The sequence below is a fragment of the Faecalibacterium langellae genome, assembly GCF_002549775.1.
GTDB lineage: Bacteria > Bacillota > Clostridia > Oscillospirales > Ruminococcaceae > Faecalibacterium > Faecalibacterium langellae.
In genome coordinates, this window is sequence record NZ_NMTR01000021.1 from 785,320 (window position 1) to 801,107 (window position 15,788).

Consider the following 15,788-nt stretch of genomic DNA (forward strand, 5'->3'; position numbering starts at 1 on the left):
GCGCCGTACAAGTCTTCTCCCCTGCCGGGATTTTCGCGACGGCTGATATGTCTTTTTATAACCTTATATAATAGGAGCGGCAACGGATGCACAAAAGCCCTTTGCACCCACCGCAGCGCAGGTACAAAGGGCTTTGCGTGTTACCGTCTCAGTTCCAGAACGATCTTGCAGATGCGATCCACATCTTCCAGTGCGAGGTCAGAATACAGCGGCAGGGTCAGCACCCGCTTTGCCACATGCAGAGCCACCGGCGTCTCGTCCACGTCATACTTGTTGTGGAAGCATTCAAAGGTGTTCGTCAGCGGGTAGAAATACTTCCGTGCGCCGATGCCGTTTTTCGCCAGCGCGTCATCCACCTCGTTGCGGCTGGCACCAAACAGCTTTTCGTCAAACACCACCGGGAAGTACGCGTAATTGGAACGCACTTCCGGCTGCGGCCGACTCAGGTGCAGACCTTCGACTCCTTCCAGATGCTCGAGGTAGCGCTCCACCACAACTTTGCGTTTGGCGATTTCCTCGTCCACATGGCGCAGGTTACACAGGCCCATGGCCGCGCAGAACTCATTCATTTTGGCGTTTGCACCCACAGCATCCACTTCTTCCGGGCCGTGGATGCCAAAATTTTTCAGCTCATACAGGCGGCGGCCCATCTCCGGGTCGCGGTAACAGACCGCACCACCCTCGATGGTATTGAACACCTTTGTGGCGTGGAAACTGAAACAGGATGCATCCCCAAAATTGCCGATGCCGCGGCCCTTGTAGGTCTCGCCGAAGGTATGGGCGGCATCGTACACAACCTTGAGCTCATACTTGTGGGCGATGCGCTCGATCTCCTCCATATTGCAGATGTTGCCATAGACATGCACCGGCAGGATGGCACAGGTGCGGTCGGTAATGAGCCGCTCGATCCGGGTCACGTCCATGGTGTAGGTCTCCGGGTCGATATCGCAGAACACCGGTTCCAGCCCGTTGCGTACGATGGCGTGGGTGGTGGACGCAAAGGTGAACGGCGTCGTGATGACCTCGCCCTGCAGGTTCATTGCCTGCAGCGAAAGCTCCAGCGCCATGTGGCCGTTGGTCAGCAGTTCCACATTGGGCACGCCCATGTACTTCTGCAGTTCGAGCTGAAATGCTTCGTGCTTCTCGCCCATGTTGGTCAGCCAGTGGCTCTCCCAGATGGGGCGGATTTCTTCGATGTATTCCTCCATGGTCGGCATGGAAGACCGCGTCACTAAAATCTGTTCAGACATCGTGCGTATCCTCTGTCCATTCATCCGATGCATTTTCCAGCATTTTGGCGCAGATCATGCTTTCTGGCCGCATTTCCACCGGAACATACCCGTTTTTTCGATAAAAACTCCTGGCCGAACCGTTTGCCTTTGAAACTTCCAGCCATACGGTACGCATCCCGCAATCTTTTGCCGTGTGCTCAACATATGTCAGCAGCTCTTTCCCGCAGCCTTTTCCCTGCATGTCCGGGTATACCGCGATCATGGACAAGTAGCCTTTCCGCTCCACATGGTCGTTGCAGTAAAACGCCGCAAAGCCCACTGCCCGGCCATCTTCCGGTATAAAAACGACCTTTCCGTGCTGAAAGAACTTTTCTGCCATTGCTGCACGAAATGCTTTCCCTCGTTTTAGCGACGGCAGGACCATATGAAATCGTTCCAGAAGGGCCTGGATCTCATCCGGCGTCCGGCACAGCACGATCCTTTCCTGCATTGCGCCCTCATTCATGTTCGCTGCCTCGCACTTCGACCGTGATATAACGGGAAATATCGTCAAGATATCGCTGCATTTCCTCTGCCGACGGGAACTTCATAAAAACAATGCCAAGGCATTTTGAGGCGTTGTCAAAAAATTCAACTGCATCTCCCGGCTTTTTGTACAGACACTTGCGGTAAATATAGCGCTCAAGCTCCGGCGCGAAGCGGACACCTTGATAAACGCCGCTGCGGTCACTGTGCAGATTGTGCGTAGCATAAAATCCGGTCGGCGCATGGAACCCGCCGTGGATGGACAGCCCCATGGCAGCTTCGATGGACATTTCTGCAGCGTTCACGCCAAACAGATCGCCCAAAAGCTCCGGTATCATATTGCCGCCGCTGCGCGGCCCCACATCAATGAGAAAGACCCGGTTTTCTTTGTCCACGATCAACTCCACATTCATCGGCCCATTGCGGATCCCGAGTTTTTCCACCATGGCAGACAAGGTATCTTTCACGCGCCGAATGTCGCCCGCTTCCAATCGCAGCGGATAGCTTTTGCCCACAGGGACCAGCGGGTTGACGCGCGGGTCTCTGTGGCAGTTCAGCAGCCCCCACAAAACGATTTTTCCGTCTTTTACAAAAACATCGCCGCCTATCAGGAAGGGATGTTTTTGTTCCACAAACTCCTCTATCACGATGCGGTGGCAGCGCGAGAAGGAAAAAGCAAATTCAGCCGCACGCTCCAGACCATCTGCCGAACGAAGCACGGTCGCACCCTTGCTGCCGGAAGAATCCACCGGCTTGACGATGACCGGGTAGTGAAACTGTTCCCGTTTCTTCAGGACCGTTTCCATGTCCGGGCATCCCCATGCACTCGGTGCTGCGAAACCATTTTCCACAAGAAATTTGCGGAACTTGTCTTTGCTGCAGAGGGTCACCACCGATTTATACGGATTCCCCGGCAGGCCAAGTTTCTCGGCCACATATGCCGCTGTGGGAGCCGCCGGGTCAGAAGCATAGGCCAAAACGCCATCCACCTGTTCTCTGCGGGCCACCTTCAGCACAGCCTGCTCATCGGTCGTGCTGACGAGGTAAAACCGGTCTGCCTCGCATCGGCCCGGATTATCCGGCAGATAATCGCACAGGATCGTTTCGCACCCCAGCCGTTTTGCGGTTTTGATCGCAATGACCTGCTGTGCAGAGCCGCCCAGAAGAAGAAGCTTTTTCGGCACTCCTCTCACGTTCCTTTCCCGTCGCTCAGTCTTCGCTGTTTGCCCAGGGCTTTTTCAGCAGCCGAGGCTTTACCACATCCCACAGGAATGCAAAGGTATCCAGTTTCAAGGCTGCAGAACTTGCCACATAAAGCGCCAGGCCAAGCAAGATCTGAAGCACCAGCGTCACAAGGTCCGGCAGCGGGAGCAGACCGACCAGGCCAGCGCATCCGCCTGCCAAAACAGCCAGCAGAAGGCTGGGCAGGATGTCGCGGAGCTGCTCCAGGTAGCTGTAGTGCAGCAGCCTTTTGTTTGGCCAGGAGTTGATGAGCTGGCTCAGCGCGCTGGCCACCAGCAGACTGTAGCCCATCGCCATCACGCTGATGCGGTAAGTGATCAACAGCAGCACCAATCCGACGATCTTTTTGAGGATCTCCAGTTTCAGGAACAGATCGCTCCGTCCCATGGCCTTCAGGGCATTCAGGTTCGCCGTATGAATGGGGTAAAACATATAGGTGATGCAGCAGATACGCAGAAACGGCACGCAGGGCAGCCATTTTTCGGTCAGCACCAGCCGGACGAGAGGCTCTGCGCAGAAAGTCATCAGCATCATCAACGGCGCGATCAGATACACGCTCATCTTGATGGCGCGGCGGGTCATATTCTTCACCTGCGAAAGATCGTCCTGTGCGGCCGCCATGGCCGGGAGCAGAACACTGTCAATGGAACTGTCCACATTGACGGCAATGGCATCCGGCAGGATCCGGCCCTGGTTGTAATAGGCAAGGTCTGCCGAGGTATAAACGCGGCCGATCAGCAGGCTGCGCAGATTGTTATACACGGTATCCAGCAGCGAGGACGCCAGCAGCTTCCAGCCGTAGGAAAGCAGTCCCTTCAACCGCTGCCACGAGAACAGCTTTCTCGGTCGCCAGCCGACGGTAAGCCACAAAACGAGCGTGTCAACCGCCGTATTGGCAAGCTGCTGCGCCACCAGTGCCCAGACGCCAAAGCCGGAATAAGCCATCCACAGGCCCACGACCGCCGAGAATACGGTGCCGCCCAGTGTCGAGAAAAAGAACAGCTTGAAGATCATGTTCCGGGAAACATACACCTGCTGTATTCCCTTCAGGCCGGCGAAAATCAGCATCAGACCAATGACGCGCACGACTGCCGTCAGCTCTGCATCCTTATAAAAAGCTGCAATGTACGGTGCCGCCAGAAATATGATCGCATACAGCACAATACATGTCGCAAGGTTAAAATAAAATACAGATGAAAAATCCAGCTCATCCGTTTCTTTTTTCTGGATCAGCGCCGTGCACAAGCCACAGTCCACAAACACATACAGGATGTTCATGAACACTTCCACCAGTGCGATCCGTCCGTAGTCTGCCGGGGCCAGGATGCGCGCAAGCAGCAGCGACACGATACCCGTGACCAGCTGTGCACCGCAGCGCTCTGCAAAGCGCCAGATAAAATTACTGATGACGCCCGTTTTTTTCATTTTCTTCCCTTTGTTTTATCCGCTTTCTCTTTTTAAATTCTGTGTCAATGACCCAATACTTCTGCTCGGCATCCAGATGCCAGAACATTTTTCTGCGCTCTGCCGTCGAGAAAAGTCCCTTCAAGCCGTTTTCCAGCACATAAAGCTGCAGCAGATTCCGGTCATTCACCTTCTTGATCTCGTCCAGCTGCCAGGCTGCAATATTTTGTTCTCTGCCATACCGATACAGCTTCGTCGTAAATTCGGTCGTTTCCGCCTGCGTGCGGATGAAGCGCTCCTCCGAAACATTTCCCAGATTCCGGGATGTCCAGGAGCCTGCCGAGAACATACGGTACACCGACATGGTTTCTTTGAGGTATCGAATCTTCCCCATAAACGCCAGATGGACCGCCAGCGTGTAATCGCCAAAGCTTCTTACTCGGATCTCTTTAGGGGCATTGAAAAACTCTCGCCTGAGCATCAATGAAGATGCCTGAAACTCTGAGCTTCCGTACTTTACAACTTGCCGGAACGTCAGGTCCCTATCCTTCCTGGAGCGATTTTTGAGGTATGTTTCGCCGTTTCTGCAATCCAGCACTTTTGTGTTGTGTACACAGGCCGAGTAGCCTTCTTGGTGTGTCTCCAGAAAATCCACCTGCCGCTGCAGCTTGTTCTCATCGCACCAGTAGTCGTCGCCTTCACAAAATGCAATATATCTCCCGGAGGACTTCGGGTGAATGATCTCCGGTAAGATTTTCACACCCTTTGAATACTGGTTTTCCGTCTGAAAAATCGGTTTGATAATATCCGGATACTTCTGCGCATATTCCCGAATGATCGCAGGGGTATTGTCGGTCGACGCGTCATCGTGGACCAGAACCTCATAGCGGAAGTTCGTTTTCTGGCGCACAAATCCTTCCAACGCGTCCCGGATATACTGCTCGTGATTGTATGCAAGGCAATACACCGAAACCACGATCCCGTCTTCCATCCGCATTCTCCTTTGTCCGATCCTCATTCAGGTCCTTCCGCTCTTTGGCGTCCGGCCATAACTGTTTATATCATAGCACATAAGCTCTTTTCGTTCAACCGCTATCTTTCGGAATCGTCCCGATGGAAGCTCAACAAAAAAATCTCCTGCATTATCAGGCCGTATGCCAAATAAATACAGGAGATTTTTTGCCTTAGATTCAAGTTATTGATTGGTCTGGTTCCATATTTCCACAACGTTTTTCGCTTTATTTATTGGTACAGTTCCCACAGTTGGAATATTATGGAATAATTTCAGACGTTTTACCGTTTCTCTGTCACACCGCCCTCTGCCGCTTATCCAGGCGCATCTTGTCAGCTATCATCGCGATGAACTCGCTGTTCGTGGGCTTTCCTCTCAGGTTATGGATGGTATACCCGAAATAGCTGTTCAGGGTATCCACATCACCCCGGTCCCACGCCACCTCGATGGCATGGCGGATAGCGCGCTCCACACGGCTGGCGGTGGTACCATTACGCTTGGCAATCTCTGGATACAGGCGTTTCGTCACCGCGTTGATGTAATCCGGCTCGTTCATGGTGAGCAGGATGGCATCCCGCAGGAACTGGTAGCCCTTGATGTGGGCGGGAACACCGATCTGGTGCAAAATCTCGGTCACGGTCAGCTCATCACTGTCCACACTGGTGTGCAGGATGCGCTTTTCCTGCCCGAGAGCCACCTTCAGCACCCGTGCCGCCAGAACGTTTTCGTCGAAGGGCTTGACGAAGTAGTAGGCAAACCCTTCGTCCAGCAGCTCCTGCACCATTTCCTCGCTCTGGAATGCACCGGTGACGAAGAAGGACGTGTGCCGCTCACCTGCCGCATTGTAGCGCTGCTTTACCGCGAGCGCGTCCAGCCCGGGCATAAAGGCGTCCAGCAGAACAACGTGCGGATGAACCGCGAGCATTTTCTGCAGAACTTTGTTGCCGTCCTTTTCGACGACGGTCACTTCTACGCCCTTTTGCTCCAGCGCCTCACGGCAGGCTTCGGTGATCTGAGTGCTGGTATCCGACATCAAAAATCTCACTTTGTCCATGGTTGTTTCCTCCAATGTGTGCAGTTCCCTTAACACCATGGATTTTACCATATTTTTCCAGATTGTTCAACGGTTTTTATTGGCAAATTTTGGCAAAGAAAGTCAAATGTGTGATTTTTCCCGGCCAGGCTCACGCATCCGGGTCCATTTTTGCCACCGCCTGGGTCTGCCGCAGCATGGTTTCGGCAAAGATCCCGTAGCCCCGGGTCGGATCGTTGACCAGAACATGGGTCACTGCCCCCACCAGCCGTCCGTTCTGCACGATGGGGCTCCCGCTCATCCCCTGCACGATGCCGCCGGTCCGGGCCAGCAGCCGCTTGTCTGTGACCCGCAGGACCATGTTGCGCCCCGGTGCAGCATCGCTGACCTTTTCGATGCGGATCGTGTAAGCCTGCGGCTGTTCGCCGGAGACGGTCGTCCAAATCTCGGCCTCGCCGGGCACGACTTCCTGTGCAAAGGCCATCTCCATCTGCTGCCCGGAAAAATCTGCCCGGGTCCGGCCATAGACGCCGTTTTCTCCGTTGATGCAGATCGTGCCCAGCGCGTGTGTGCTCAAAAAGCGGCCTTTCAGCTCGCCCGGGCTGCCTACGGTGCCGCTGGTGCAGCCAACGATCTGGCATGGCACGATCTCGCCGCTGCGCAGCGCAACGCTCTCGCCGGTGTCACTGTCACTGATGGGGTGTCCCAGCCCGGCAAAGACGCCGTTTTCTGCATCCACAAAGGTCATGGTACCGACCCCCGCCGAAGAATCCCGCACCCACATCCCGGCACGCCACTGCCCGGCGGCTTCATCCCACACAGGGGTGAGAACGGTCTGCCGCTGTTCGTTGTCCCGGACATAGACCAGCTCCAGCGGCTGGCCTTCGGCCGCTTCCAGCGCTTCGTGGACGGCATCGTTCGTTTCGGTTGCCGCCGCCCCCAGCCGGATCACCCGGTCGCCCAGCCGCAGGCCAGCCTGCTTGGCCGGATTCACGGTGCCGTCTGCGGTTACAATGTCCGAAAAGCCCACCACAAGCGCCCCTTCTGAGAACATTTTGACGCCAAAGGGTGTCCCGCAGACGGTCACAGTGGGCCGGTCGGTCACCAGTGCGCGGATCGTTTTGACCGGCAGCCACCCGCCCAGCGACAGTGTCGTCCGGTAGCTGCCCGCGGCCCGGGTGCTGGCAGCGTTGCGTGTCCCGCTGGGGTGGAGTGGCTCCACCCAGGCAAAGCGCGGCAGGGTCAGGGCCTGGCCCGGCTCCAGGCAGACCTCGGACGGCAGGCTGTGCCACAGCCATCCCAGCGCCGCTGCGGCCGCGACCAGCAGGTAAACCACCGCCATGCCGCACCAGCGGCGAACCCTTGACCTGCGCATAAAAAGCTCCTTTCCGATGTTGTTCAAGGGCAGTATGCGCAGAAAGCGGCCGGAATATCATAGGCTGCAAAGATTGACATTTTCCATCGGACCTGCTACTATATTAAAGATATCTCCCGGAGAGATTACAGACGCGGGTATGGTGGAATTGGCAGACGCGCAGGATTTAGGTTCCTGTGCCGCAAGGCGTGTGGGTTCGACCCCCACTACCCGCATAAACAAAAAGTGCGATGATATGTTTTTATCATCGCACTTTTCTTATTTTCCCCGTTTCCGGCGTTCCTCGGCCGCTTCCTGACGAGCCTTTTCTTCCTGCAGTTTTCGCAGGACATAGGCCATCTCTGCCAGTGTAGAGACGGTATAATAACCATCTTCATTCCGGTTCACGCCCTTCAGGCACTCCTTTAAGGCCGCTGTATCCGGGAATACGGTCTGATCCAGCGAGCCTCTCCGGTCTTCCTGTTCTTCCTTCAAGCAATTCACAGCCTTTCGTACACCATTGTGCATAGGCACAGTGTACCATGTTCTTGGTCTCTGTGCAAGCCGCGGCGGCTCTGCAGCAGCAAAAACTGAGGCCCTTCGGCCGCTGCCGGTCCAGCGTTCTCCCGCATTGCAAAAGAAAAACCAGCACACGATGTGTACTGGTCGATGGTGCGAGGGAGGGGACTCGAACCCCCAAGGATAAACCACACGCACCTCAAACGTGCGCGTCTGCCAGTTCCGCCACCCTCGCATATCCTGTTTTCTGCCGTCCATCCGATCTCTGAGGCTTGAGGCCGTCTCGCGGACTGCTTGAATATATTACCACATTCCTCCCGGACAGTCAAGCTTTTTTCCGGTTTTTCATAGATTTTCCCGCCGGTCATATCTATATAAATAACGTTCTCTCCGCAAAACAACGTACAAGGGAGGTTTTCCGAATGAAGCTCTCCGCACATCGTTTTCGGCGCAACAGGACCTTGCTCCTGTCCGCCCTGCTGCTTGCTCTCATTGCAGGCTTCACCGCCGGGGCACAGCCAGAATTTGTCGGCTGCAGCACGCAGGACCTGACCCCCGTGCCGGACACGGCCGCCTTCTCCCCCGCTGCCACTGCCTTTGCCGAGGCAGGCTCCGGTTCTGCCACCGAAGAACCCCTGCCGGAAAAGTGGGTCTGCCTGACCTTCGACGACGGTCCCAGCAAAACCACACCGGATGTCCTGGCCGCCCTGAACACTGCCGGGGTGCACGGCACCTTTTTTGTGGTGGCCACCGACTACAACGAAAAGTATCTTCCCCTGCTCACCGAGGCGGCTGCCGCCGGGCACCAGATCGCGCTGCATTCTGCCTCCCACGAATACAGTGACATTTACCAGAGCTCTGATGCTTACTGGGAGGACATTGCCTTGCTGAAAGAGCGCATCGCGCCCTATGTGGACGTGGAAAGCATCCGGTATCTGCGCTTCCCCGGCGGCAGCACCAACACCGTGAGCCGTCGCTACGGCGGCAAAGGGCTGATGAAACAGCTGAAAGCCGAGGTGGAACAGAAAGGTCTGCAGTGGGTAGACTGGAACGTCTGCGCCGAGGACGCTGTGGGCGGTCACCCCAGCGCAGACACCATCTACCGCAACGTGGTGCGGGAGACTGGGCAGCAGACGAACTGCATCGTTCTGATGCACGATTCCGCCTCCACCCGCACCACCGCCGAAGCCCTGCCCGACATCATCCAGTGGTACACCGACAATGGCTATACCTTTTTAACTGTGGCCGAGGCTCTGCCGTTGAGCTGAGCAGGCTGGCCCAGTCACAGCCGGTTTTCAAAGCAGCGGCCCAGCAGGACACCCGCTGCTGCCAGTGCCGCCAGCCAGAGCCAGTCTGTCCCTCCGGTCGCCATCCAGCCTGCTGTCAGGATGGCGGCAAAGGTGCATGCCGCAGGCAGAAGGACCCGCAGGCCCCGCAGCTGCCGCTCCCGGCGGGACGGCAGCCCGGTGTTCAGCTGTTCCGGATGGACGGCGTCGCAGCAGATCTCATCACGGTACTTGCCCGGGTTGCGGTAGGCCTTGTACGGGATCCCGTCCAGCGAAAATTCCGGGTACATTCCCTCTTTGGTCAGGCCGAGCTGCATCCCGCGCTCCTCTGCATACGCCTGCAGGGCTGCCGTAAACTCCTGCGGCGTGTTGATGCTGCCCTGCGGGATAAAGAAAAAGTGCTTCTGATGCTGCACCTGCGCCAGCGTGCGGTAATCCTGCACCCAGCCGGAGAAAAATGTCTGCGGCTGTGCGGGATTTTCCATCCGAGACAGGCAGGCGTCCACATCCAGCGACGCCGCAGACGGGTCCTGCCGGGCCAGTTCTGCGCAAAAACGCGCCGCCCCTTCCAGCTGCTTTGCGCGCTGCTCCAGTGCGGTCTGCTGCTCCCGCAAAACATTCCCCAGCGGTGCATCGCCCGCCAGCACGGACCGGATGACCGGAAGCGGCACATCCAGCATTCGCAGCATCCGGATGAACCGGAGGGTGCGGACATCCTGTTCTGTGTAGTCGCGGTAATCGTTGCCGGGCAGTCGGGCAGGGTTCAGAAGTCCCTCTTTTTCATAGAATCGGATATTGGGGGCGGCCACCCCGCTTTGTTTCGAAGCCTGTTTGATGTTCATTTGCTTCACCTCCGCACTCACATTACACCTTAAAGACGCTTGAAGGTCAAGTTTTTTCAAAAAAAAAAAAAAAGTCCCGGAAAACCTGCTGCTGCGGGCGATCCGGGGCTAAATCTTTATTCAGCGTTCTGGCAGAACAGCGAGAAGGTGCGGTAGGCCATGTACAGGTCGGTCTTGTGGATGACCTCAAAGGGAGAGTGCATGGACAGCACCGGCACGCCGATGTCCAGCACGGGGATGCCCCGGTTTGCCACATACTTGGCAATGGTGCCGCCGCCGCCAAGGTCCAGACGGCCCAGTTCACCGATCTGCCATGCCACATCGTGGGCGTCCAGCAGGCGGGTGATGTTCCCTACCAGCTCGGCGTTGGCATCGCTGGCTGAGCTCTTGCCGCGGCTTCCGGTATACTTAAAGAATGCCACGCCGCGGCCGGCATAGGTGCCGTTCTGGGGTTCAAAAGCGCCTGCCCAGGACGGGTCGTAGGCGGCGGTCACGTCGGCAGACAGACACACGCTGTTTTGGAAAGCAATAATATCGTCCTGCCCGGCGGCACGGCACAGCAGCTGCAGGAAGTGGAACACATACATGCTCTGCATACCGGTGACACCGTCGGAGCCGATCTCCTCTTTATCGGTCAGCACGCAGACGGTGGTGTGCAGGGGGTCCTTCGTCTCGATCTCTGCCATCAGGGCCGGGTAGGCATCCACGCGGTCATCGTGGCCGTAGCCGCCCACCATGGAGCGGTCAAAGCCGATATCCCGGGCCTTGTGGGCGGGCACCACTTCGATCTCGGCGCGGGTGAAGTCGCGCTCGGTGACGCCGTACTTCTCGTGCAGCAGCATCAGGGTGTTCAGCTTAACAGCTTCCTTGATGTCGGCATCCTCCACGGCGTCGGACCCAATGAGCACGTTCAGTTCTTCGGCCTTGATGCCCTCGCTGAGCTTGCGGTCGTTCTGCTCGGCCCCCAGATGCGGCAGCAGGTCGGTGATGCAGAACACCGGGTCGTTCTCGTCCTCGCCCACCGCAAAGGACACGCTGGAGCCGTCGGCACGGGTGAACACGCCGTGGATGGCCAGCGGAATGGTGCCCCACTGATACTTGCGGATACCGCCATAGTAGTGGGTCTTGAAGTAGCTGAAGTGGTTGGACTCGTACAGCGGGTTCGGGCGCAGGTCCAGACGCGGGCTGTCGATGTGGGCGATGACCAGACGGAAGCCTTCCTCAAAGGGCTTCTGGCCGATGGTGGCGGCCACGACGGCCTTGTGTTCCTGCACAAAATAGATCTTTTGGCCGGGGGCATAGGTCTTTTTCGGCTCGAATTTCTCGTAGCCTGCTTCCACCAGCAGTTTCTCGCTGGCTGCAGCGGCCTCGCGCTCGGTCTTGGCGGCGTTCAGGAAGGTCTTGTAGCCTTCGGCAAAGGCAGCGGCCTTTGCCTTGACATCCGCGTTCTTGTCGGCGGCATACTCCGGCTGATAAAGCAGCTGTTCGGCTGCCTGCTTTGCGGTAAGCATTTCGCTCATGTTCGTTTATCTCCTCTCAGTTTCCCGCATAAATGCGCTGATACGCAGCATAGCAGGAAGTGATTTTTTTGACGTAATGGTTCATCTGATTATAGGGAAAACCCTGCAGGGTGACGCCGTCAGCGGAGTGTTCCTCCATCTGTAGCAGATTGTCCACCGTGCCCCAGCCGCTGTGGTAGGCCGCCGCAGCCGTGGCCACATCGCCGTTGTAGCGGGTCAGGCACAGGTGCAGGTAGTAGCACCCGAAACGGATGCTCACCTCCGGGTCATACAGATCGGCAAAGGTCAGCCCTTCGTCCGGGGCGATCTTGCTGCGCAGCCAGATGAAGGTCTCCTCGGTCATCTGCATCAGACCCCGGGCGTCCACGGTGGAAGTGGCCTGCGGATCAAAGCCGCTCTCGGTGCGGATGAAGGCATCCACCAGCAGCGGATCGAGGTCGTAGGTCTCGGCCCACTGGTCCACAAGGGCTTCGTATTTGCACGGGTAGAGCAGCCGTTCGGCGCCGTCCCAGGCACGGGGCAGCACCACCAGTGCAAGAAGCACCGCCAGAGCCAGCAGGATCAGACGACGGATGCGCTTTTTTCTGCGGCGGCGGGCCTTTTCGGCGCGGACAGCACGGCGCAAATGAGCGGCTTCCGGGTCGTACTGCGGGGCAGTGTCCTCTCGTTTCTTGTATTGTTCGTTCAAAGCCGCTCTCCCGCACCTCCTTCCGTCAGGAGCTTCTCGCACAGCTTTTCTGCCTCGGCCTGCAGATGGGCAAGGTCGGCATCGTTGTGCAGGACATAATCCGCCTGCGCGGTCAGGGATTCTTCCGGCATCTGCGCATTCAGGCGGCGGGCAGCCATCTCGGCCGAGATGCCGTCCCGGGCAACGATGCGCGCCACGCTGGTTGCAAAAGGGGCCGTGACCACGCACAGGCGGTCGCACTCGGGCTGTGCCGCCGTGCCCACGATGACCGCGCCATCCAGCACGAACAGTGCCGCACCGGCTTCCTGCGCAGACTGCTTTGCCGCACGGATGCGCCGCACGATTTCCGGATGGGTCAGGCTGTCCAGCGCCCGCTTGCCCTCAGACGTGGCAAAAGCGCGGTCTGCCAGCAGGCGGCGGTCCAGCGTGCCGTCCGGCAAAAGGATATCCGCCCCGAACCGCTGGGCCAGTGCGGGCAGCAGCGGCGAACCGGGCAGGAGAATCTCGCGGCTGATCTGGTCGGCGTCGGCCAGCGGCACACCGTGGGCCGAAAACACCGCCGTAACGGTGGATTTGCCGCAGCCGCTGCGGCCTGTGATACCCAGCGTGATCATAAATCGATCACCCGGAAAGCCGCCGCACGGATGAGGCGGTTGTACACCGCCATGGACAGACCATCCTTCTGCGGGCAGCGGGCATAGACCACGGCATCGCCCTGCTCATCCAGCGCGCGCAGGGAGCGGAAGATGTGTTTCGCCTGATCAGCACCGTCGCCCTCGCGGCCATATTCCACGCAGGGTACACCCAGCTTTTCGGCTTCGCCGGTGAAGCACAGGCAGCTGGGATTCTGGTCGGCGTGTGCATCCACATAGGCCTTGAACTGCTCAAAGGTGCCGTTCAGTAGGGTCACATCGGCCTTGGGAGCATAGTGCTTATACTTCATGCCGGGGCTGCGCACCACAGCACCCTCCGGCAGCTTTTCGAGGATAGCCTTGGAGACCTCCACTTCCTCACCGAGGGCGCGCTCGAGGTCTTCCAGCGTGATGTGGCCCGGGCGGAACAGCGTGGGCTTATCCCCCACCACCGACACCACGGTGCTCTCCACACCCACGTCACACTCGCCGCCATCCAGGATCAGCGGCAGGCGGCCGTCCATATCGGTGAACACATCCTGCGCATTGGTGGGGCTGGGCTTGCCGGAAAGGTTCGCGCTGGGGGCCGCAAAGGCGCAGCCGCTCTGCTGGATGACCGCGCGGGCCACCGGGTGGCTGGGCATGCGGATGCCCACGGTGTCCAGACCGGCGCAGCACTCCGCCGCCACCTCCGGGCCGCGGGGCATGATGATGGTGAGCGGGCCGGGGCAGAACGCCGCCATGAGCAGCTGGGCACGCTCGGGCACCTCGCTGACAAGACCCGGCAGCATCTCCGGCCCGGTCACATGGACGATCAGGGGATTGTCCTGCGGGCGGCCCTTCGCCACGAAAATTTTCTTGACCGCCTCGCCGTTGCGGGCGTCGGCGGCAATGCCGTAGACCGTCTCGGTGGGCAGGGCTACCAGCTCACCGTTTTGCAGCAGCTGCGCGGCTTTGGCAATGCTTTCAGCCCGGTCGGCGGGCAGAATTTTAGTTTTCATTTTCATACGAATCATCGTTCTTTCTATCTGTAAAGTATTTCTGCTTTGCGGCAGATATCGACAGGATAACGTATTATTTCAGAATCACTTTCAAAGCGCTCACCCGTTGAGCTTTTGCAGCTTTTCGGCCTGTTCCCGGGTGGCAAGGGCGTCGATCACATCGTCCAGATTGCCATCCATGATCTTGGAAAGGTTGTGCACGGTCAAGCCGATGCGGTGGTCCGTGCAGCGATCCTGCGGGAAGTTGTAGGTGCGGATCTTCTCGCTGCGGTCACCAGTACCCACCTGTCCCTGCCGTTCCGAGTTGATGGCGTCCTGCTGTTCCTTTTGTTTTTGGGCCAGCAGGCGGCTGCGGAGAATTTCCAGTGCCTTGTCCTTGTTCTGAAACTGGCTGCGCTCGTTCTGGCATTCTACCACCGTGCCGGTGGGAAGATGTGTCACACGGATGGCGCTGGAGGTCTTGTTGATGTGCTGGCCGCCTGCGCCGGAGGAGCGGAAGGTGTCGATGCGCAGGTCCTTCATGTCCAGCGCAAAATCCACTTCCTCCGCCTGGGGCATCACGGCCACCGTAGCGGTGGAAGTGTGGATGCGACCCTGGGTCTCGGTCTCGGGCACTCGCTGCACCCGGTGCACGCCGCTCTCGTATTTCAGGCGGCTGTAGGCCCCGTCGCCGTCCACCGAGAAGATGGCTTCCTTCACGCCGCCCAGTTCCGTCTCGTTGAGGTTGAGCATTTCCAACTTCCATCCCCTGCTCTGCGCGTACATGCTGTACATGCGCAGCAGGCTGTGAGCGAACAGCGCAGCTTCTTCGCCGCCCGCACCGCCGCGAATCTCCACAATGACATTTTTGCCATCGTTCACATCCTTGGGCAGCAGCAAAATTTTGAGATTATTTTCCAGCTTTGCCACATCTTGACTTTTTTCGCTGATTTCCTGCTGTATCATCTGCTTGAAGTCCGGCTCAAGAGCCCCCGGCTCCTCCAGCAGGGCTTTCGCCTGAGCAAGATGGTCCTGTGCAGTCTTCCATTCCCGGTAGGCCTGCACGGCTGGCTCAGCGTCGTGATACTCCTGCATCAGCTTTCGGAACAGCGCCGGGTCGGCAGCCGTTTCGGGCTGGTTCAGACGGACGGAAAGTTCTTCAAACCGGTGACAGACCGCATCCATTTGGGCAAACAGGTTCATTGTTCCTGCAGTTCTCCTTACATTCTCAAATCATGCGTGCACCGGCAGGTCTAGCCCTGCCCGGGCTTTATCACCTTTTTGATGTTCTTTTCGATCTTGGCACGGGGCAGCATCACTTCGCGGCCGCAGCCGGTGCAGCGGATCTTGAAATCCATGCCGACGCGCAGCACTTCAAAGCTCTGCGCACCGCAGGGGTGCTTCTTGCGGGTGAGGATGGTATCTCCCACAGCGATATCCATAGCTCTGGTTCTCCCTTCTGCCCACCTTTTTCAAAACACAGGCGGGCGCTGTGTGCCGCACGGCCGGAACGTTCCGG

16 protein-coding genes and 2 tRNA genes are annotated in these 15,788 nt (G+C 58.0%); 2 read left to right on the forward strand and 16 right to left on the reverse strand.

What is annotated here, in order from left to right; genetic code table 11:
* Nucleotides 1-140: 140 nt before the first annotated feature.
* From CGS49_RS12235 to spoIVB, 7 genes are all read right to left on the reverse strand, one after another.
* Nucleotides 141-1,250, reverse strand: a complete 1,110-nt coding sequence (locus CGS49_RS12235; RefSeq protein WP_097802073.1) for a DegT/DnrJ/EryC1/StrS family aminotransferase — start codon at nt 1,248-1,250, stop codon at nt 141-143.
* The gene (locus tag CGS49_RS12240; RefSeq protein WP_097802074.1) at nt 1,243-1,737 is read right to left on the reverse strand and encodes a GNAT family N-acetyltransferase; all 495 of its coding nucleotides are present in this window, start codon (nt 1,735-1,737) and stop codon (nt 1,243-1,245) included. The genes CGS49_RS12235 and CGS49_RS12240 overlap by 8 nt, the downstream gene beginning before the upstream one ends.
* Nucleotides 1,730-2,941 carry an ATP-grasp domain-containing protein gene (locus CGS49_RS12245; protein ID WP_179859076.1) on the reverse strand — a complete coding sequence of 404 codons (1,212 nt, stop codon included), beginning with the start codon at nt 2,939-2,941 and terminating at the stop codon, nt 1,730-1,732. Before CGS49_RS12245 ends, CGS49_RS12240 begins: the two co-directional genes overlap by 8 nt.
* A 25-nt stretch (nt 2,942-2,966) precedes the next feature.
* A complete protein-coding gene (locus CGS49_RS12250; RefSeq protein WP_097802076.1) occupies nt 2,967-4,424 on the reverse strand; it encodes a lipopolysaccharide biosynthesis protein in 1,458 nt (485 codons plus the stop codon).
* The gene (locus tag CGS49_RS12255) at nt 4,399-5,394 is read right to left on the reverse strand and encodes a glycosyltransferase family 2 protein (protein WP_242975464.1); all 996 of its coding nucleotides are present in this window, start codon (nt 5,392-5,394) and stop codon (nt 4,399-4,401) included. Before CGS49_RS12255 ends, CGS49_RS12250 begins: the two co-directional genes overlap by 26 nt.
* 316 nt (nt 5,395-5,710) lie before the next feature.
* On the reverse strand, nt 5,711-6,469 hold the full coding sequence (gene spo0A, locus CGS49_RS12260) for a sporulation transcription factor Spo0A (protein WP_179859077.1): 759 nt from the start codon (nt 6,467-6,469) through the stop codon (nt 5,711-5,713).
* 130 nt (nt 6,470-6,599) lie between these two features.
* Nucleotides 6,600-7,823 (reverse strand): SpoIVB peptidase, encoded by a 1,224-nt coding sequence (gene spoIVB / locus CGS49_RS12265; protein WP_097802078.1) that lies wholly within the window; start codon nt 7,821-7,823, stop codon nt 6,600-6,602.
* 133 nt (nt 7,824-7,956) lie between these two features.
* On the opposite strand from spoIVB, the gene CGS49_RS12270 reads away from it, so the two are divergent.
* Nucleotides 7,957-8,038, forward strand: a tRNA-Leu gene (locus CGS49_RS12270).
* A 43-nt stretch (nt 8,039-8,081) separates the two neighbouring features.
* On the opposite strand, the gene CGS49_RS12275 is transcribed toward CGS49_RS12270, so the two are convergent.
* Together CGS49_RS12275 and CGS49_RS12280 are read right to left on the reverse strand one after the other, a co-directional pair.
* On the reverse strand, nt 8,082-8,297 hold the full coding sequence (locus tag CGS49_RS12275) for a hypothetical protein (protein ID WP_143405867.1): 216 nt from the start codon (nt 8,295-8,297) through the stop codon (nt 8,082-8,084).
* Nucleotides 8,298-8,472: 175 nt separating this feature from the next.
* Nucleotides 8,473-8,556: transfer RNA gene (locus tag CGS49_RS12280), tRNA-Leu, on the reverse strand.
* A gap of 187 nt (nt 8,557-8,743) precedes the next feature.
* Here CGS49_RS12280 and CGS49_RS12285 point away from each other — a divergent pair.
* Complete coding sequence (locus tag CGS49_RS12285) at nt 8,744-9,589, forward strand: polysaccharide deacetylase family protein (protein ID WP_097802080.1); 846 nt, start codon at nt 8,744-8,746, stop codon at nt 9,587-9,589.
* Between the two features lie 14 nt (nt 9,590-9,603).
* Here CGS49_RS12285 and CGS49_RS12290 read toward each other — a convergent pair whose 3' ends face one another.
* The 7 genes from CGS49_RS12290 to CGS49_RS12320 all read right to left on the reverse strand — a co-directional run bounded on the left by CGS49_RS12290 (nt 9,604) and on the right by CGS49_RS12320 (nt 15,711).
* Nucleotides 9,604-10,449: a MerR family transcriptional regulator gene (locus CGS49_RS12290; protein ID WP_097802081.1), complete on the reverse strand. Its 846-nt coding sequence runs from the start codon at nt 10,447-10,449 to the stop codon at nt 9,604-9,606.
* Nucleotides 10,450-10,565: 116 nt separating this feature from the next.
* Nucleotides 10,566-11,969: an aminopeptidase gene (locus CGS49_RS12295; protein ID WP_097802082.1), complete on the reverse strand. Its 1,404-nt coding sequence runs from the start codon at nt 11,967-11,969 to the stop codon at nt 10,566-10,568.
* Nucleotides 11,970-11,985: 16 nt separating this feature from the next.
* Nucleotides 11,986-12,657, reverse strand: coding sequence for a lytic transglycosylase domain-containing protein (locus CGS49_RS12300; RefSeq protein WP_097802083.1), 672 nt, complete (start codon nt 12,655-12,657; stop codon nt 11,986-11,988).
* Nucleotides 12,654-13,271, reverse strand: coding sequence for a dephospho-CoA kinase (gene coaE, locus CGS49_RS12305; RefSeq protein ID WP_097802084.1), 618 nt, complete (start codon nt 13,269-13,271; stop codon nt 12,654-12,656). The genes CGS49_RS12300 and coaE overlap by 4 nt, the downstream gene beginning before the upstream one ends.
* Nucleotides 13,268-14,296 (reverse strand): L-threonylcarbamoyladenylate synthase, encoded by a 1,029-nt coding sequence (locus tag CGS49_RS12310; protein WP_097802085.1) that lies wholly within the window; start codon nt 14,294-14,296, stop codon nt 13,268-13,270. The genes coaE and CGS49_RS12310 overlap by 4 nt, the downstream gene beginning before the upstream one ends.
* A gap of 93 nt (nt 14,297-14,389) precedes the next feature.
* Nucleotides 14,390-15,472, reverse strand: a complete 1,083-nt coding sequence (prfA, locus tag CGS49_RS12315; protein WP_097802086.1) for a peptide chain release factor 1 — start codon at nt 15,470-15,472, stop codon at nt 14,390-14,392.
* 50 nt (nt 15,473-15,522) lie between these two features.
* The gene (locus tag CGS49_RS12320) at nt 15,523-15,711 is read right to left on the reverse strand and encodes a DUF951 domain-containing protein (RefSeq protein WP_097802087.1); all 189 of its coding nucleotides are present in this window, start codon (nt 15,709-15,711) and stop codon (nt 15,523-15,525) included.
* Nucleotides 15,712-15,788 lie beyond the last annotated feature (77 nt).